Annotated in this window: 15 protein-coding genes and 2 tRNA genes; 6 read left to right on the top strand and 11 right to left on the bottom strand. The window is 69.3% G+C overall.

All coding sequences use genetic code 11. The features are described 5' to 3' along the window. Window positions 1–5: 5 nt before the first annotated feature. A complete protein-coding gene (locus tag ABC304_RS06345) occupies window positions 6–1,256 on the bottom strand; it encodes an MFS transporter (protein WP_412929625.1) in 1,251 nt (416 codons plus the stop codon). 487 nt (window positions 1,257–1,743) lie between these two features. Here ABC304_RS06345 and ABC304_RS06340 point away from each other — a divergent pair, with 487 nt between their 5' ends. Beyond that, window positions 1,744–2,628, top strand: coding sequence for an alpha/beta hydrolase (locus ABC304_RS06340; protein ID WP_412929623.1), 885 nt, complete (start codon window positions 1,744–1,746; stop codon window positions 2,626–2,628). A gap of 25 nt (window positions 2,629–2,653) precedes the next feature. Here the strand turns inward: ABC304_RS06340 and ABC304_RS06335 are convergent, their stop codons facing one another. The 8 genes from ABC304_RS06335 to serS all read right to left on the bottom strand — a co-directional run bounded on the left by ABC304_RS06335 (window position 2,654) and on the right by serS (window position 9,680). After that, window positions 2,654–3,313 (bottom strand): MBL fold metallo-hydrolase, encoded by a 660-nt coding sequence (locus ABC304_RS06335; RefSeq protein WP_412929621.1) that lies wholly within the window; start codon window positions 3,311–3,313, stop codon window positions 2,654–2,656. A gap of 111 nt (window positions 3,314–3,424) precedes the next feature. Then, window positions 3,425–3,880, bottom strand: a complete 456-nt coding sequence (locus ABC304_RS06330; RefSeq protein ID WP_412929619.1) for a VOC family protein — start codon at window positions 3,878–3,880, stop codon at window positions 3,425–3,427. A gap of 331 nt (window positions 3,881–4,211) precedes the next feature. Continuing rightward, a tRNA-Ser gene (locus ABC304_RS06325) sits at window positions 4,212–4,303 on the bottom strand. Between the two features lie 199 nt (window positions 4,304–4,502). Then, window positions 4,503–5,795, bottom strand: a complete 1,293-nt coding sequence (locus ABC304_RS06320) for an LCP family protein (protein WP_412929617.1) — start codon at window positions 5,793–5,795, stop codon at window positions 4,503–4,505. Between the two features lie 73 nt (window positions 5,796–5,868). Continuing rightward, window positions 5,869–7,146, bottom strand: coding sequence for an LCP family protein (locus tag ABC304_RS06315; RefSeq protein WP_412929616.1), 1,278 nt, complete (start codon window positions 7,144–7,146; stop codon window positions 5,869–5,871). Between the two features lie 57 nt (window positions 7,147–7,203). Continuing rightward, window positions 7,204–7,288 (bottom strand) — tRNA-Ser (locus ABC304_RS06310). A gap of 197 nt (window positions 7,289–7,485) precedes the next feature. Beyond that, window positions 7,486–8,379, bottom strand: a complete 894-nt coding sequence (locus ABC304_RS06305) for an HAD family hydrolase (RefSeq protein ID WP_412929615.1) — start codon at window positions 8,377–8,379, stop codon at window positions 7,486–7,488. Window positions 8,380–8,396: 17 nt separating this feature from the next. Beyond that, on the bottom strand, window positions 8,397–9,680 hold the full coding sequence (serS, locus tag ABC304_RS06300; protein ID WP_412929614.1) for a serine--tRNA ligase: 1,284 nt from the start codon (window positions 9,678–9,680) through the stop codon (window positions 8,397–8,399). 96 nt (window positions 9,681–9,776) lie between these two features. Here serS and ABC304_RS06295 point away from each other — a divergent pair, with 96 nt between their 5' ends. From ABC304_RS06295 to ABC304_RS06285, 3 genes are all read left to right on the top strand, one after another. Further along, the gene (locus ABC304_RS06295) at window positions 9,777–10,817 is read left to right on the top strand and encodes a diacylglycerol/lipid kinase family protein (protein ID WP_412929612.1); all 1,041 of its coding nucleotides are present in this window, start codon (window positions 9,777–9,779) and stop codon (window positions 10,815–10,817) included. Window positions 10,818–10,869: 52 nt separating this feature from the next. Continuing rightward, on the top strand, window positions 10,870–12,225 hold the full coding sequence (locus ABC304_RS06290; protein ID WP_412929610.1) for a cryptochrome/photolyase family protein: 1,356 nt from the start codon (window positions 10,870–10,872) through the stop codon (window positions 12,223–12,225). A gap of 64 nt (window positions 12,226–12,289) precedes the next feature. After that, the gene (locus ABC304_RS06285; RefSeq protein WP_412929609.1) at window positions 12,290–13,366 is read left to right on the top strand and encodes an MsnO8 family LLM class oxidoreductase; all 1,077 of its coding nucleotides are present in this window, start codon (window positions 12,290–12,292) and stop codon (window positions 13,364–13,366) included. A gap of 26 nt (window positions 13,367–13,392) precedes the next feature. Here the strand turns inward: ABC304_RS06285 and pheA are convergent, their stop codons facing one another. Both pheA and ABC304_RS06275 read right to left on the bottom strand, forming a co-directional pair. Continuing rightward, entirely contained in the window at window positions 13,393–14,349 is a 957-nt protein-coding gene (pheA, locus tag ABC304_RS06280; RefSeq protein ID WP_412929608.1) for a prephenate dehydratase, read from the bottom strand. Between the two features lie 4 nt (window positions 14,350–14,353). Further along, entirely contained in the window at window positions 14,354–15,322 is a 969-nt protein-coding gene (locus tag ABC304_RS06275; RefSeq protein ID WP_412929607.1) for an EamA family transporter, read from the bottom strand. Between the two features lie 72 nt (window positions 15,323–15,394). On the opposite strand from ABC304_RS06275, the gene ABC304_RS06270 reads away from it, so the two are divergent. Next, window positions 15,395–16,309, top strand: coding sequence for a LysR family transcriptional regulator (locus ABC304_RS06270; RefSeq protein ID WP_412929606.1), 915 nt, complete (start codon window positions 15,395–15,397; stop codon window positions 16,307–16,309). Between the two features lie 565 nt (window positions 16,310–16,874). After that, window positions 16,875–18,515, top strand: a complete 1,641-nt coding sequence (gene pgm / locus ABC304_RS06265) for a phosphoglucomutase (alpha-D-glucose-1,6-bisphosphate-dependent) (RefSeq protein ID WP_412929605.1) — start codon at window positions 16,875–16,877, stop codon at window positions 18,513–18,515.

Here is an 18,515-nt window from a genome sequence, read left to right as displayed (position 1 = left end):
GGCGATCAGTCCTTCAGGTTTTCGAATCCGAGCCGTTTCGAGAGTGTGAGCGCCGTGATGAGCGTGATCACCGCGCCCGCCATGAGGTAGAACGCGGGTGCCGTGGGCGTTCCGGTCACCTGTATGAGCCAGGTCGCGATGAAGGGGCCAAATCCGCCAAACAAGGCAGTCGTGAGTGCCGCGGCGATGGACACCATCGCCCCTCTTCGCCGCGATCCGAACAGCTCGGTGATCGTTGCCGGGCCCACGCCGACGACGGCTGCCGTGAACGGCGCGAGGATCAGCTGAAACAGCACCAAGCCGCCGAACGACTGCAGGGACACCATCATCCAGAACATGGGGAACGACAGCACGAGGTAGGCGATCGACGCGACGATGATCAGTGGGCGCCTCCCCACTCGATCGGAGATCGCGCCAGCGAGCGGGATCAGCACGATGGACATTGCCGCGCCGATCGCAGTCGCGATGAGAGCAGCTTGCTGGTCAACCCCCACGAAGCTCACGGCGAACGCAGGCATGAAGTTGAAGGTGATGAACGAGACCATGGTCCACAGAACGACGATGCCCATAGTGGTGAGGAATCCGCGGACATTGGACTCCTCAACCGTCGCGACTGGCGCGGCATGATCGGGTGACGCCAGGCGTTGCTCCTCCATCGCTCGGAACACCGGGGTGTCGTCGATCCTCCGCCGCAGGATGAATACGACGATTGCCAGCACGCCCCCGAAAAGGAACGGGATCCGCCATCCCCAGGCAGCCATGTTCTGCGGCCCGAGAGCGAGAGTCAGCAACGACGCGAAAACCAGGCCGAATACGAGGCCGGCACTAGTGGCAACCTGTTGGAAGCTGACGTAGAAGCCTCGGCGGCCGTCCGGCGCCCACTCGGAAAGGAAGACCGCGGCGCTGCCGAATTCGCCGCCAGCGGAGAAGCCCTGCGCTAATCGTCCGACCACGACGAGGAGCGCCCCGAGAATGCCGACGGTCGCGTAGCCTGGAGCGAAGCCGATCAGGACCGAGCCTCCTGCCATGAGCAGCATCGACAGCAACATCACCGATTTCCTGCCGCGACGGTCCATCATCGGCCCGAGGATGAGGGCGCCGAGCGGTCGGGCGACGAACGCAGCACCGAAGACGGCAAATGTCGGCAGCAAGGCGGCGATGGGGTCAGTCGTGGCGAAGAACGTTGCTGCTATGTAGACGGCGACTACCGCGTATACGGAGAAGTCGAACCACTCCAGAACATTGCCGAGCGTCACAAGAGCCGTGATTCTGCGAAGCGTCGCCCGGGTCGGCTGTTGTGCATCGATCGATGCTGTTTGAACTTCAGACAATTTCGTAGCCCTCCCTTGGACCGTCGCACGGACGAACGGATGCGACGTCTCAGCGTCACGCTCAGGCCTATCCGATGTGTACCGCCGAACGTTGGGCGATCAACTAGCCCACCAGCCATTTGTCGGGGACTGGGGGGAACTATGAGGTTGCCGCAAGAGATTGATCGCCATGACCTCCTCCACCGCCGAGCGGCGGTGAGAAGTTCTCCCCCGCCGACACTCGGCGGTAGACGCCCTGAGCTGACGCTCCAAAACTGGGCAAGTGATGAGGCGTCCGAGAGCATCTACAGCGCATCAGGAAACTGCTAAGTACCCGACCACCAAGGTGGTGGGGCCGCCTTTTGACCCCGAACTAGGCGCGGCCCTGCACTCTTTTCCGGCGAGCATGCGAGCCTCGGTAACAATCAACACCATGGCGACGTTCCGTGCGGCCATCCTGGACAAGACTCCGACGCTGACCGGTCTGTCGGCGAGCGGGGCGGTGGAAGCAGAGATCCGGATAGTGCCAGGACCTCCGCACGCTCCTGAGATCCGGTTGTTGGTCATCCGGAAGGCGGGCCGTTCGGTCAGCTCGCGTCCATGCGTTTACACGGTCCACGGCGGCGGCATGATCGCTGGGGATTTCATGCTCCGCTCGGACGCTCTCGCTGAAGCCGTCGTCGAGTTCGACGTGGTCGGGATCTCCGTGGACTACAGGCTGGCACCGGAGAATCCGTTTCCCGCAGGAGTAGAGGACTGTTATGCCGGCCTCGAGTGGGTGTCACGGAATGCTGCCGAGCTCGGCATCGATCCCGAGCGCATCATCATGCAAGGCTCGAGCGCCGGCGGCGGGCTGGCACTCGCGACCGTTCTACTCGCGCGCGATCGTGGGGGGCCAGCAATCAGTCACCAGATCCTGCAATGCCCGATGCTCGATGACCGAACCGCGGCGGGTCGTCTTTCAGACGCTTCTGAAGCGGTCGTCTGGGACCAGATTTCCAATCGCACGGGCTGGTACGCATTGCTGGCAGATTCTCTAGGTGGGCCTAACGTGTCGAAATATGCTGCGCCAGCTCGAGAGACGCTACTTGCGGGTCTGCCGATCACGTACATCGACGTCGGCCAAGTCGAGACATTCCGCGATGAGGTCATCACGCTTTCTCGGCGGCTGGCCGCCGCGGGCGTGCGCGTCGAATTCCACCTGTGGCCGGGAGCGTGGCATGGCTTCGACTACACCGCACCGCACGCTGCGATCTCGCAACTGTCGAATGGCGTGCGACACGCTTTCCTGGCGCGTGCTGTAAACCGACAAGACTGACCGAGGGTGTTGCACGGCGCCGCGGCTACACCTTGATTGTTCGGCCGATCTCGGATTCGATAACTGTGGTTCCGGCCGGAGCGAATTTGCACAGCAGCGCGAGGTGCATTTTTCGATGGTCCGCGGCGAGACCTCCACCGTGTACGGGAATCGCGATACGAGGAGCGACGGAACGCAGGTAGTCGATGGTCTGCGAGAGCTTCAGCCAAGGTGCGCCAAGAGGCACGAGCAGCGTGTCCACCTTGAAGTCAGGTACTGCGAAGGAGTCCCCCGGGGCAAACACCGACTTGCTGACGTGGTAGCAATGGTTGCTCGGTAAAGGGAGCCCTGGGTAGATCTCCTCGTGCGCGGACAGCGTCACTTCGACGGTCATCCCTCCGATGGCGAGCGTGCCGGCCTCTACGATGCGGACATCCGGCTCACCGGCGTCCACCAGCATCGCCACCGTCTCTGCGTCCGCGTATACCGGCACGCGTCCACCCTGCCGTAGCCGGCGGACCTGGCTCGGATCGATATGGTCCGCGTGCGCGTGAGTGATAAGTATCGCGTCCAATCCACTGATCGGCGTCAATTCTGGCGTCAGGCTTCCAGGGTCGAGCAGCACTTTCACGGTGTCCGCGCCCATCGACGCTTCGAGAAGGACGCACGAATGGCCGAGGGGCGTGATGCGGAGCGGTGTAGGCACGAAGACTCCCAGGACGACGTCAATCGGTTGGTCGATGAAGACTCGATGCGCGGCCGACCGCGCCGGGCATGGGCGGGTCAGGCGCGGCGCTACTGATGGCGACCCGTGTGCTCAGTTGGCAGGGGGAAGCATTTTCGGCGTCCGGTTCTGCTGCAACGAGACTCCTCTCGGCGTCACCGGCGCGTAGACGTTGACGAGCGAGCCCTCGGGGTCGCGGATCAGCAAGGACCGGTTCCCCCACGGCATCGTGGTCGGTTTCTGCACGACATCCAGGGCGTCCCCGAAGGCATCGAGCAGCTTGCTGAGGAGAGAGTCGACGTCATCCACGAGGAACTCGATGATGGCGGTGTTGTTGGCGCCCGCACGCGGAGTGTTCTCGGTGATGAAGGCGACCCTCTCCGGGGTGCTCAAGGCGACCGTCGCCGAGGGTGTGACAAATTCCACGAAATCGTCGGTCAGGTATTGCGGTGTCGACCCAGTCAGCACTCGGTAGAAGTGGACTGAGGCCGCCAAGTCGTCGGTGATCACACGGATCGAAGCGAGCTGCACGCGGGTCGAATCTGTCATGATCCGATCGTCCGCGTTAGCAGCAGCGGCCGGAACCGCCGCGCTGCACTCGTACGGACGAAGTTCCCGCCGTTCGGCGGTACCCGTCTCCATCCCGCCGCACGACGCAAAGAGGTGCGCGAAGCTAGGCGACGACAGTTCGCCGGAAGCGACGACCGCAGTAGCCCCGTGGACAAGCTGCCCAAAACCCAACGAGGTGGGCATGCCCGCATGGCTCTCGGCATCCTCGATGATCGCTGCGCCACGTGTCTGAGCGGAACGTGCACGTCTCAAATGTGGGCAGATTGTGGGCAAGGCCACTCGAAAAAAACCCGTGGATCAGGTATTTAGGTGGCGGAGACGGAGGGATTTGAACCCTCGGTCCCCTTGCGAGGACTCCACCTTAGCAGGGTGGTGCACTAGGCCGAACTATGCGACGTCTCCATGCGCGGGCACCGAAATGGTCGCGCGACACCCATCATAACCGCTGTGCACCCGAGCGCCGAACGTCGTCGGGATCGACATCCACTGGACCCGATCTGCGGAACCGCCGACGGGATGCTGCAACTCGCGTCAGCTGAACGACCCGCCACCCGGGCGCAGACCCAGCCGCGCCCGCGTCAGCCGCACGACCCCGGCCGCGCTACCGCTGCGGCTGGGTGCAGGTGACCTGCGCGGCGGTGGTGCCGGCGATCTCGCTCGGCAGTTCCACGGCGTCGGGCCCGGCGGCGCCGGCCGACGCGCCGGGCGCAGGCGTCTCCGCAGCCGCTCCATCCGTCGAGGTCGGCGTGGGCGTCGGCAGCGGCGCGGCCTCCCCGGTCACCTCGACCGCACTCCCCTGACTCGCCTCGCCCGTCAGGATGAGCGCCTTGTTCTCGGCGAGCGCGGCGAACAGGGCCTCCGCGGCATCGGTCACCGGCAGCACCCGGCTCGCCGACGAGTTCGAGTAATAGGTGGGGTACTGCACGAAGACGATGTCCGAGAACGGCACGCTCCGCAGCGCCATCGCGATCTGCACCATTCGCGTGGGGTTCGCGAGTCCGGAGCTCAGGATCAGCTGACCGTTGGACACCTGCTGCATGGCGGTGCTCGCGAAGTTCAGCAGCGTCGCCGGGTTGCCCAGCACGGACTGGCTCTGCAGCTTGCGCACGAGCGACGACATGAACTGCTGCTGGTTCGAGATGCGTCCGAGGTCGGAGCCGTCGCCGATGCCGTGGCGGATGCGCAGGAACTGCAGCGCCTCCGCCCCCTGCAGCGTGTGCGTGCCCGCGGTGAGGTTCAGGCCCGTGTAGCTGTCGGAGATGTCGCCAGCGACGCAGACGTCCACTCCCCCGACCGCGTCGGAGAGGTTGATGACACCGGTCCAGCGGATGGCCGCGGCGTACTGGATCTGCGTGCCCGTGAGCTCCTCGACCGTGTCGACGGTGCACGAGAGCCCGCCGTTCGCGTACGAGGTGTTGAGCATCGCCGACGACTCCGCCGGATACGTCCGACCATCGGGGCCGGTGCACTCCGGAAGCGACACCATCATGTCGCGCGGGATCGACACGACCGTCACCCGCCGCGGGCTGTCGCTGATGCGCACGAGCATCGTCACGTCGTTGCGCTCGCCGTCGGTGTCGCCGGCCTGGCAGGCGCCCGAGAGCGCCGCGTTCGGGCCCTCGCACGAGTCGGTGCCGACGAGCAGCATCGTGACGTCGCCCTCGATCTCGCCGATGGTCGGCGGCGGGAGCTCGTCCTCGTCGCCGATCTGCACGGAGCTCGCCGAGATGAGGTCGGCCGCGTTCCACAGGGCGAATGCGCCGACGCCGCCGATCGACACGATCAGCACGGCCGCGACCACACCCATCGCGAGCAGCAGACGCGTCAGCGGCCGCGAGCGCGGGGCACGTCCGTGCTGCGCGAGCGGACTCCGCCGGTCAGGGGCACCGGTCATGCTTCACACCTTCCACCGCGAGCGATTCGACCACACGAGAAGCGGATGCCGCGGCATCCGCTCATCGACGAGGTCAGCCGTCCGCTCGCAGGTTGCCGGCGGAACAGGTGGCCTGCGCCGCGGTGGTGCCGGGGATCGACGAGTCGAGCTCGACCGCGGACTCGCTCGGCGCGGGCGTGGCGCCGGGGTCGGCGGACTCGACGGGGTCGGGCGTCGCCTCGGTGCCGGGGTCGGCGAGGATGACGCCTCCGCCGGCGTCGGGGTCGCTCGTCGGCACGATCGGCTGGTTGGCGGCCAGAGCCGCCCACAGCTGGTCGGCCGCCTCGTAGTTCGGCACGACGCGGTTCGAATCGGACGGGTCGTCGAGGACCGGGTACTGCAGGAAGACGATCTCGTCGAACGGCACGCTCTTCACGGCGAGCGCGATCTGCACGAGCGTGAGCGGGTTGGCCAGGCTCTGGCTCGGCGTGACGTTCTCGACGGCCGTGGTGGCCAGCTTGTAGAGCAGCGCGGGGTTGGTCAGCACGTCCTCGCCGACGAGCTTGTGCGCGAGGCGCGACATGTACTGCTGCTGGTTCGAGATGCGCGCGAGGTCGCTGCCGTTCTCGAGCCCGTGGCGCGTGCGCAGGAACTGCAGGGCGTCCAGGCCCTGCACGTTGCGCATGCCGGCGGGCCAGTCGATGCCCGTGTACGAGTCGCGGATGCCGCCGTTGCCGATGCAGACCTCGACGCCGCCGATCGCGTCGGTGATGTTGATGACGCCGCCGAAGTTGACCTTCGCCGCGAACGGGATGCTGAGGCCGCTCAGCTCGGACACGGTCTTCACCGCGCACGACAGCCCGCCGTACATGAAGGCGGAGTTGATCTGGCCTTTGCTGATGCCGCCGGCCTCGGAGCCGTCGGCACCGGTGCAGACCGGGATCTGGGTCATGAGGTCGCGGGGGAAGGAGATGACCGTCACGCGCCGCGGGCTGTCGGAGATGTGCACGAGCAGGTTGACGTCGTTCAGCTCGCCGCCGGCGTCGGCGCCCGTGCAGCGGTCGCCGAAGTAGTCCGCGAACTCGGGCAGGCATTCGTCCGTGCCGGCGATGAAGAGGTTGACGCCGCCTTCGATCGCGCCGATGTCGGGCGGGACGGCATCCTGACCCTCGAGGTCGACGGCCTCGTCGGTGAAGCTGGCGGTGAGGTCGTAGGCGGCGTACGCCGTGACGCCGGCGCCGGCGACGAGGACGACGGCGAGCGCGACGCCGAGGAGCTTCAGGAGCTGACCGAACGGGCTCGGCGAGGAGAGCGCGCCGTGGCGCGCGACCGTGCGGCGGCCGCGCGGTGCGGGCGGGTTCGTCGGGCTCACGCGTGTCCTCTCGGCAGAACGTCTACGGGCACGATCCGGGCACACTCCTCGCCAGGGCGGAGGGTGTGGGATTCGAACCCACGGGACATTGCTGCCCACTGGTTTTCAAGACCAGGTCCATCGGCCGCTCGGACAACCCTCCCGGCGGAGCGCCCCGAGCGGGGGCGTCATCCGTCGACAGAGGCCGAGTCTAGTAGACGGGCCATCGTGCCCCATTCTCGCGAACACGGCTGAGCGGGTCCTGAACGAGGGGCGCGACCGGCGTTTCGTCTCGCTCCGCTCGCTCAACGACCGACACGATCGTCGGCCGAGCGAAGCGAGTCGAAACGGGTCAGGGCGTCAGAGGGTGCGGAGCACGGCGGCGACGCCGCCCTCGGTCACCGACGTGGTGCGCTCACCCGCGGCATCCCGCACCTCCTGCGGACCCTGCCCCATGGCGACCGCGCGCCCGCCGTTCGACAGCGCCCAGGCGAACATGCCCATGTCGTTGCGGCCGTCGCCGAAGACGATCACCCGCTCCGACGGAACGCCCAGCCACCCGCGCACCATCTCGAGGGCCGTGCCCTTGTCGACGCCCATCGGGGCGATGTCGAGCCACGCGGTCCAGCCGATGGCGTACGACACCTGGTTGAGCCCGATGTCGCTCACAAGCGCGAGGAAGTCCTCCTCGCTGTGGTCGGGCGCGACGACGACAACCCTGCTGACCGGATGCTGCGCCAGCTCCTCGAACGCGACCTCACGCGCCTCGGAGAGGTTCCAGTTGTGCATCGACTCCGTGTAGAGGCGCACCCCGTCCTCGAGCTCGACCATGAAATGCGCGTCGGGCAGGTGCGTGCGCAGGAGCTCGAGCACCGTGCGCGGGTCGAAGGTCTCGGTGTGGAACCGGACGTAGGAGCTCGTGCCCGCGGCATCCGTCTCCCGCTTGAGCACCACCGCGCCGTTCGAGCACACGACGTACTCCGGCTCGATCTCGAGCAGCTGCTGGATGTGCTGCGTGCCGCTCCAGCTGCGTCCGGTGGCGAGCATGACCTCGTGCCCCGCGGCGTGCGCGTCGGCCACGGCGTCGACGATGCCGGGGCTCAGCGTCTCGTCCTCGAGGAGGACGGTGCCGTCGATGTCGAGGGCGATGAGCATGCGCTCCGAGGCGCCGGAGGTGGCATCCTCGGCGATCTCCTGCACCAGCTCCGCGGCGTCCTTCTGCGGGGAGACGTCGACCGTCCCGGTGTCGGGCATGCCGGCATCGTCGGGGGTCACGCGATGGGCTCCAGCACGTCGAGTCCGCCGAGGAACGGCCGCAGCACCTCGGGCACCGTCACCGAGCCGTCGGCCCGCTGATGGGTTTCGAGGAGGGCGACGATCCACCGGGTGGTGGCGAGGGTGCCGTTGAGCGTGGCGACCGGCGTCGGCTTCGCCGGAGCGGCGCCCGCCTCGACGGCCGGACGGTGGCGGATGTCGAGCCGGCGAGCCTGGTACGTCGTGCAGTTGCTCGTGCTGGTCAGCTCGCGGTACGCGTCCTGCGTGGGCACCCACGCCTCGACGTCGTACTTGCGGGCGGCGCTGGAGCCGAGGTCGCCCGCGGCCACGTCGATCACCCGATAGGACAGGCCGAGGTCCTGGAGCATCTGCTCCTGGAGGCCGACGAGCCGCAGGTGCTCCTCCTCCGCCGCCTCCGGCGTTGTGTAGACGAACATCTCGAGCTTGTTGAACTGGTGCACGCGGATGATGCCGCGGGTGTCCTTGCCGTACGAGCCCGCTTCGCTGCGGTAGCAGGTCGACCAGCCGGCGTAGCGCTTGGGCTTGTCGGCCACCTCGAGGATCTCGCCCATGTGGTAGCCCGCGAGGGGCACCTCGCTCGTGCCGACGAGGTACATGTCCTGGTCTTCGAGGTGGTAGACCTCGGCCGAGTGCTTGCCGAGGAACCCGGTGCCCTGCATGACCTCCGGACGCACGAGCGTCGGCGGGATCATCGGGGTGAACCCGGCCTGCAGCGCACGGTCGAGCGCCAGGTTCATCAGCGCGATCTCGAGGCGTGCGCCGATGCCGGTGAGGAAGTAGAAGCGGCTGCCCGACACCTTCGTGCCGCGCTCCATGTCGATGGCGCCGAGCATCTCGCCGAGCTCGAGGTGGTCGCGGGGTGCGAAGTCGAAGGTCGGCGGCTCGCCGTGCGTGCGGAGCGTGATGAAGTCGTCCTCGCCGCCGGCGGGCACGCCCTCGATGACGATGTTCTCGATCTCCGCCATGGCCGCGGTCGCGGCATCCTCCGCGGCGCTCGCCGCGTGCTGCGCCTGCTTGACCTGCTCGCTGAGCTCCTTGGCCGCCGCGACGAGCGCGGGCTTCTCCTCCTTGGATGCCTTCGCGACCGTCTTGCCGTGGGCGTTCTGGGCCGCGCGCAGCTCTTCGAACGCGGTGATGGCGGCACGGCGGTCGCGGTCGGCGGCGATGGCCGCGTCGACGGTCTCGGGAGACAGGCCGCGGGCGATCTGGGACTCGCGAACGATCTCGGGCGTGTCGCGCAGGAGCTGGGGATCGATCACCCCTCGATTCTATGGGCGGGATGCCGCGGCCCGCCGCGCCGCGGACCGCTTCGCGCTCTCAGGGGAAGCTCTGAACGACGGCCCTAAGGTGTACCCATGGCGAACGGTCCCGGCGACGTGTCGGCCGATCGCGTGCCTCCCGCCGACGTCGAGCCGCCGTCGCGTCGTGCCGCCCTCGTCTACAACCCGATCAAGGTCGACGCCGCGCAGCTGCGCTCCTCGGTCTCGCGCCTGTCGGCGGAGGCCGGCTGGGACGAGCCCCTCTTCTTCGAGACCACGGTGGAGGACCTCGGCGACGGCGTCACCCGCCGCGCCCTCGCCGAGAACGTCGACGCGGTGCTCGTCGCCGGCGGCGACGGGACGGTGCGGGCGGTGTCGGAGGCCGTGTGCGGGTCGGACGTGCCGCTCACGATCGTGCCGAGCGGCACGGGCAACCTCCTCGCCCGCAACCTCTTCCTGCCGCTCGGCGATCCGGAGACAATGATCCGCGCGACGTTCGAGGGCGACCGGCTGCCCATCGATGTGGCTTTCGCCGCGCTCCGGCGTCCCGACGGCAGCTCCGTCGAGCACGCCTTCGTCGTGATGGGCGGCATGGGGCTCGACGCCGCGATGATCGCGAACACCAGCGGCGACCTCAAGAAGAAGGTCGGCTGGATCGCCTACGTCGACGGGGCGGCGCGCTCGCTCGCGCGGGCCACGCCGTTCCGGATCATGTACCAGATACCGGGCCGGAAGCTCCATTCGGCCCGCGTGCAGAGCATCCTCGTGGCCAACTGCGGATCACTGCCCGCCGGCCTCGAGCTCATCCCCGAGGCATCCGTCTCCGACGGCGAGCTCGACGTCGCCATCTTCGCGCCGAAGAACTTCTGGGGCTGGTTCCTCGTCTGGCGCCGGGTCGCGTGGGACAACAGCTTCCTCCGCCGCTTCCGCGCCGGCCGTCAGGTGCTGTCGCTGCGGACCCGCGACAACACCGTCATCTACTCCCGCGGCGAGGGCATCGAGCTGCAGGCCGAGAGCGCGCAGGCGGTGCAGCTCGACGGCGACGAGTTCGGCGAGGCCACCCGCATCCGCGTGCGCCTCGTGGCGGGCGGCATCATCGCCGCCCTCCCGGCAGGTCACGACACCTCTCGTCTCTGATCCGGACTGTCAAGCCCGCGCCGACGTCGATGGCGCTCGGGAGGATGGCTCCATGACGAGTCCGTCCATCGTGTGGTTCCGCGACGACCTCCGTCTCGCGGACCACCCTGCCCTGCAGGCCGCGCTCGACCGTGACGAGCCGGTGATCGGGCTGTACGTGCTCGACGACGAGAGTCCCGGCATCCGTCCCCTCGGCGGCGCCGCCCGGTGGTGGCTGCACCACTCCCTCACGTCATTGGCGGAGCGCCTGCGCGAGCGCGGGTCGACGATGGTGCTGCGCCGGGGACCGGCCGAGAAGGTCGTCGCCGAGGTGGCGGAGGATGCCGGAGCGGGCGCCGTCTTCTGGAACCGCCGCTACGGGCAGCCCGAACGTGACATCGACGCCGCGCTCAAGACCGCGCTGCGCGAAGACGGCCTGACGGTGCAGTCGTTCGCCGCGTCCGTGCTGTTCGAGCCGTGGACCGTCGCGACCGGATCGGGCACGCCGTACTCCGTCTACACCCCGTTCTGGCGCGCCTGCCTCTCGCTTCCGACGCCACGCGAGCCCCTTCCCGAGCCGGGTGCGATCCCCGGCATCTCCCAGGCTCCCGCCTCGGACGAGCTCGATTCGTGGGAGCTGCTGCCACAGCATCCGGACTGGGCCGGCGGCCTCCGCGAGATGTGGGAGCCGGGCGAGCCGGCGGCGCGTCACCGTCTGCACGAGTTCCTGACCGAGGACAGCTCGTCGTACGAGGCCGCGCGCAACACGCCGTCGGCCGGGTCGACCTCGCTGCTGTCGCCGCGGCTGCGCTGGGGCGAGCTGAGCCCGTACACGATCTGGCACGAGTCGGTGCAGGCCGGTGTCGGCGGCATGTTCCTGTCGGAGCTCGGATGGCGCGAGTTCGCGTGGCACACGCTGTTCCACTTCCCCGATCTCGCGACGAAGAACCTGCGCCGCGACTTCGACGCGTTCCCGTGGCCGCCGCCCGACCCGGAGCACCTCGCCGCGTGGCAGCAGGGCCGCACCGGCTTCGCCATCGTCGACGCCGGCATGCGCGAGCTCTGGCAGACCGGCTACATGCACAACCGCGTGCGGATGGTGACGGCGTCGTTCCTCATCAAGAACCTGATGATCGACTGGCGCATCGGCGAGGAGTGGTTCTGGGACACCCTCGTCGACGCCGACGGTGCCAGCAACGCGTTCAACTGGCAGTGGGTCGCGGGCTCGGGCGCCGACGCGGCTCCCTATTTCCGCATCTTCAACCCCGAGCTGCAGGCGAAGAAGTTCGACCCGCAGTCGCGCTACATCGCCGAGTGGGCGCCCGACCACGTCTCCGATTCCCCTCCACCGCAGATCGTCGATCTCGGCGAGACGCGGAAGGCGGCGCTGCAGGCGTACGAGGCCGTGAAGGGCGCGTCGCGGCGCTGAGCTACTAGCGGCGGCCTCGTGGGCTTGCGGAATGCGATGGGGCGCGGGGCGGTTGTCTTCAGGGATGAGCACTTCAGCCGCCCCCGCCCTGTCCGTCCTCGACCTCGTGCCGGTCCGCACGGGTCAGACGAGCGCGCAGGCCGTCGCCGCCTCCCTGGGCGTCGCGACGGCAGCCGACGCCGCCGGCTACCGGCGGTACTGGTTCGCGGAGCACCACAACATGCCCGCGGTGGCCTCCACGACGCCGCCCGTGCTGATCGCGGCCGCCGCGGCGCGCACCGCGCGCATCCGCGTCGGGTCGGGCGGCATGATGCTCCCCAACCACTCGCCGCTCGTCGTCGCCGAGCAGTTCGCCGCCCTCGAGGCCCTCGCCCCGGGCCGCATCGACCTCGGCATCGGGCGCGCGCCCGGCAGCGACCCCGTGATCACGCAGCTCCTGCGGCAGTCGGGCACGACGAGCGACGTCGAGCGTTTCCCGGACCACGTCGCCGACATACTGTCGCTCGTCTCGGCCGACGGCGCGACCCTGCGCTTCACCTCGGGCCGCGACTACGCGGTGCGCGCGACGCCCGCCGCGACCGGCACGCCCGACGTGTGGCTGCTGGGCTCGAGCGACTACTCGGCCCGGCTCGCAGCATCCATGGGTCTGCCGTACGTCTTCGCCAACCACTTCTCCGGCGAAGGACTCGAGCGCGCACTCGATCTCTACCGCACCGGCTTCCAGCCGAGCGAGATGCTCGCGGCGCCGCGGACGTTCCTCACCGTCAACGTCGTCGCCGCCCCCACGGCCGAGGAGGCCGAGGCGCGGTCGCTCCCGAACCAGCGGATGATGGCGCGGCTGCGCTCGAACATGCCGCTCGTGCCGCTCGAGACGGTGGAGGAGTCGCTGGCCCGAGCCGACGACTTCGACGCGATGACCCGCTCGATCATGACCTCGGGCCGCGCCAAGTGGTTCGTCGGGACCGGTGCGGACGTGGCATCCGACCTCGTCGCCTTCGCCGCGAAGCACGAGGTCGACGAGGTGATGATCTCGCCGATCGCCGGGGCGTACGAGAACGAGCCGATGGATGCTGCGCCCGGCCGCGTGCAGACGATCGAGCTCATCGCGGCCGCGCTCGCGCCGGCCATGGCCGCAGCCTGACCTGATCGGGCGTCAGAGCCCGGACGTCACGCCTCGGGCTCGCCGCTGATCAGTCCGCGCAGCCAGTCGCGCGCCTCGACGAAGACGTCGTCGGAGTAGCGCTCCGGGTAGCGGATGACCGCGCGGTCGGCTCGGGGATACGACCCGAGGAAGACCACGCGCGGGCTGAAGCGCCGAAGGCCCAGCAGGGCGTCGGCCATCCGCTCGTCCTCGACGTGCCCGTCGGCGTCGATGACGAAGCGGTAGCGACCCAGCGCGTCGCCGATCGGGCGCGACGCGAGCAGGCTCAGGTTGATCCCGCGGGTGGCGAACTGCTCGAGGAGCTCGAGCAGCGCGCCCGGGTGGTCTTCGGGCAGCTCGACGATGAGAGACGTCTTGTCGGCGCCGGTGGGGGGCGGCGGGGTGACCGTGCGGCTGACCAGCACGAAGCGGGTCACGGCGTCGGGGTTGTCGCCGATGCTGCGCGCGAGCGGTTCGAGCTCGTAGTGGTCGAGGATCCCGGGCGGGGCGATCGCGGCATCCGCGTCGCTGCTGCCGTCGAGCAGGCCGACGGCACTGGCGACGTTGCTGGCCGCGGGGATGTGCGCGTGGCCGGGCAGCGCGGTGGTGAGCCACCGCAGGCACTGCGCGTAGGCGACGGGGTGCGCGGCGATGAGCGAGACGTCCTCGAGCCGCGTGCCCGGCCGGGCGACGAGCACGAAGTCGACGGCGACGAGGTACTCCCCCACGATGCGCAGGCCGGGGATCGTGGCGAGCGCATCCTGCGCCACCGAGACCCCGCCGTCGACGGAGTTCTCGATCGCGATCATCGCGGCGTCCGACCGGCCCTCGAGCACGTCGTCGAGCGCCTCGCCGACGTTGCGCACCGAGCGCCACTGCTGATCGCGGGCTTCCGGCACCTGCGCGAGCGCGGCCTCCGTGAAGGTTCCCGCCGGCCCGAGATAGCTGTAGGTACGGCGCGGGGGCGGGCTGTCCGAGGTCACCGGCTCAGCCTAGCCGCGGCGGCACCGCCTCCTCCGTGAGCAGCGGCTCGCTCGGGCGGACCCGCTCTCCGACGCCGTTCCGTGCGGTCGGCGCGGGCCGCGGCATCCTTCGTCGCAGGCTCGTGACCAGCACGCCGACCACCAGCACGATGCCGCCCACGACCTCGGCGGTGTTCGGGATCTGCCCGAGCAGCAGCGCGGCCGCGGCCATCGCGACGACCGGCGCGAGCAGGACCCACGGGACGACCGCCGCCGAGCGGTTGCGGGCCAGCAGGCTGTTGAAGACGGCGTAGCCGATGACGGTGCAGACGACCGCGGTGTAGAGCGTCGAGACCGCGGGTCGCCAGCCGAACGCCGCGAGACCCGCGCCGATCGCGGCGGGCCCGTCGACGGCGAGCGCCAGCACGAGGGCGGGCACCGGTACGACGAGCGCGGACCACACCGTGAGCGACAGAGCGCCCAGCGGGCCGCGGCCCGTCACGACACCCGCGCGCCGCGCGATGACGTTGCCGATCGCCCAGGAGAGCGCGGCGGCCAGGGCAAGCAGCACGGCGAGCACGGGCGCGTCGCCCCCGCGACCGGTGGCCACGATGGCGAGACCGAGGATGCCGACGGCCACGCCGACCGACTGCGCCACGGTGGGGCGCTCCCGCAGCACGCCCGCGGCGATGAGGATCGTGAACACGGCCTGCGCCTGCATGAGGAGCGCGGCGAGGCCGGGCTGCAGGCCGAACGCGAGCGAGGTGTACAGGAGTCCGAACTGACCGAGGCTCATGAAGAGGCCGACGCCGATGACGGTGCTCCAGGATGCCGCGGGTCGCGGCACCACGACGACCATGACCGCCACCGCGAGGAAGCGGATGGCCACGAACAGCAGCGGCGGGATGCCCGCCATCCCCCAGTCGATCACCACGAAGTTGAAACCCCAGAAGGACGCCACCATCGCGGCCAGGATCATGTCACGTCTGCTCACGCTTCCACTCCAGCGCAGCAGCCGATGAAGGACAAGCGATGCTTTCTGCTCCTCACCCGTTAGCATCGCTTCATGATCGACCTCGACGCCGTCGTCTCCCTCCGCGCCGTCGCCACGCAGGGCAGCGTCGTGGCCGCCGCGGCCGCGCTCGGCTACACGCCGTCCGCCGTGTCGCAGCAGGTGAAGCGTCTGGAGCGCGAGACGGGCGTGATCCTGCTGGAGCGGGTCGGTCGCGGCGTGATGCTCTCTGAGGCGGGCACGCGGCTCGTCGTGGCGACGACACCGATCCTCGCCGACCTCGAGCGTCTCCGCGCCGACCTGCAGCTCACCGCCGACACGGAGTCCCTCGTCGGCGAGGTGCGGCTGGCGGCGTTCTCGACGGTGGTGCGCGGGCTGGTCGTCCCCGTCATCGCGGAGCTGGGGCGGCAGCATCCGGGCCTCTCGCTCCCCCTGCGCGAGAGCGAGCCGTGGGAGACGATCGCTCTGGTCGCGTCGGGGCAGCGCGACCTCGGCGTCGTGCACCGCTGGGGCGGGGTCGCGCTCGCGATGCCCGAACCGCTCGTCGAGACGCCCCTGTTCACCGATGTCGCCGACGTCATCCTGCGGCGCGGCCACCCGCTGGCCGACCGTGACGTGCTGCACCCGCACGACCTCGCCGACGAGCGCTGGGTCGCGACGTTCGAGGCCACCATCTGTCGGCAGTGGCTGCGGCGGCTCTTCGACGGCGTGCCGAACGCCCCGCGGATCGTGCACGAGTCGATGGAGTTCCCGAACCACATCGAGATGGTGCGCGCCGGCCTCGCCGTCGCCCTCGTGCCCCGGCTCGGACGCGGCGACCTCGGACCGGATCTCGTCGCGATTCCCACCGCCGACCCGGCTTCGACGCGCGACGTCGTCGCGGTGCACCGGCGCACCCAGGCCGACTCGCCCGCCCTCCGCGCCGCCCTCGACGCGCTCGTCGCCCGCGCATCCTCGCTCGGCTCCTGAGGTCGGCGGTCGTCTCCGGCTCCGCCGCGGTTCGGGGTGGGATTCTCGTCTGTCATCTCGCCTGGGATTCCGGCCGCTTCGGCCTTCCTGCCTGCCCTGTTTCCCGGCTCACCCCACCGCCGGGCGCGCATCCAGTTTTCTGTAGGAGCAATGAACTTCGCGCTCACACAGCCTCAGGATTGGGTGGAGGCTTGGCCTCGGTCACCCGGCATGCACTATCGCCCGACTCGCCTCGCCTGGCGGGCGCGCGGTTGCTTTCCCGTAACAGCAATGAACTTCGCGCTCACACAGCCTCGGGATTCGGTCGGGGGGGGACGGGGTGGGGTGGGTTGCGGGCTGAGTGGCTCAGTTGCGGGCTCACTGGGTGCGCAGTGGCACCGGGTCTGCACGGGTACCCCCAGGAAGCTGTGTGAGCGTGAAGTTCAACGACCGTGAGAGAACATGTCTGCGGCGGAGGCTGTGTGAGCGTGAAGTTCAGCGGCCGTGGGAAAACGTGTCTGCGGCAGAAGTGCGTGAGCCGGGGAGAACCGGCGCGGATCGCGCGGCGCGGTGCAAGACTGGGGCCATGAGCCGCGCAGGACAGCCAGCCGAAGCATCCGATCTCATCGACGTCGATGAACTGATCGCCGCGTACTACGACCGGAAGCCCGACGCCTCGATTCCGGAGCAGCGCGTGGCGTTCGGCACGAGCGGGCACCGCGGGTCGAGCCTGTCGACCAGCTTCAACGAGGACCATATCCTCGCCACGACGCAGGCCATCGTCGACTACCGAACGGCGCAGGGCATCGCCGGGCCGCTCTTCCTCGGTCGCGACACGCACGGCCTGTCGCTCGCCGCGGAGCGGAGCGCCGTCGAGGTGCTCGTCGCGAACGGCGTGGACGCGCGGCTCGACTCCCGCGACTCGTGGGTGCCGACGCCGGCGCTCAGCCACGCCATCCTCACGTACAACAAGGGCCGCGCGCTCGATGACCCGGGCCGCTCCGACGGCATCGTCGTCACGCCCAGCCACAACCCTCCGCGCGACGGCGGATTCAAGTACAACCCGCCGAACGGCGGACCCGCCGACACCGACGCCACCGGGTGGATCGCGAACCGCGCCAACGAGCTGATCGCGGCCGGGCTCGAGGGCGTCAAGCGCACCGCGTTCAAGGACATCGACGCCGATACACTCGGCGCGTACGACTTCCGCGACGGCTACGTGCGCGACCTGGTGAACATCATCGACGTCGAGGCCATCGCCCGCGCGGGCGTGCGGATCGGCGCGGACCCGCTGGGCGGGGCATCCGTCGAGTACTGGGCCCTCATCGCCGAGGTCTACGGACTCGACCTCACCGTCGTGAACCCCGACGTCGACCCGACGTGGAAGTTCATGACGCTGGACTGGGACGAGAAGATCCGCATGGATCCCTCCTCACCCTCGGCCATGGCGTCGCTCGTCGAGCGTCGGAGCGAGTACGACATCCTCACGGGCAACGACGCCGACGCCGACCGGCACGGCATCGTCACGCCCGACGCGGGCCTGATGAACCCGAACCACTACCTCGCGGTGGCGATCGACTACCTGTTCTCGCATCGCGACGGCTGGCCGGCCGACGCCGCGGTGGGCAAGACCCTCGTGTCGTCGATGATCATCGACAAGGTCGCCGACGCGCTGGGCCGGACGCTGCTGGAGGTGCCGGTCGGCTTCAAGTGGTTCGTGCCGGGCCTGCTCGACGGATCCGTCGCCTTCGGCGGCGAGGAGTCGGCCGGGGCCTCGTTCCTGCGCAAGGACGGCACCGTCTGGACGACCGACAAGGACGGGATCCTGCTGTGCCTGCTGGCGGCCGAGATCCTCGCGGTCACCGGCAAGACTCCGTCGCAGCGCTACGCGGAGCTCGAGCAGCAATTCGGCTCATCCGCGTACCAGCGGGTGGATGCGCCCGCCAGTCCCGCGCAGAAGGCCCAGCTCGCGAAGCTCTCGCCGGAGGCCGTCAGTGCCACGGAGCTCGCCGGTGAGACCATCACCGCGAAGCTGTCGCACGCTCCGGGCAACGGCGCCGCGATCGGCGGGCTGAAGGTGCAGACCGAGCACGCGTGGTTCGCCGCGCGGCCGTCGGGCACCGAGGACGTCTACAAGCTCTACGCCGAGTCGCTCCGCGGCGAGGAACACCTGCGCGAGGTGCAGGAGGAGGCCCGCGCGGTCGTGTCGGCGGCGCTCGGCGGCTGA

The organism is Microbacterium jepli, from assembly GCF_047237905.1.
Taxonomy (GTDB): domain Bacteria; phylum Actinomycetota; class Actinomycetes; order Actinomycetales; family Microbacteriaceae; genus Microbacterium.
The sequence above is the reverse complement of the archived record's forward strand: the minus strand, read 5'-3'. Positions and strand labels throughout refer to the sequence as shown.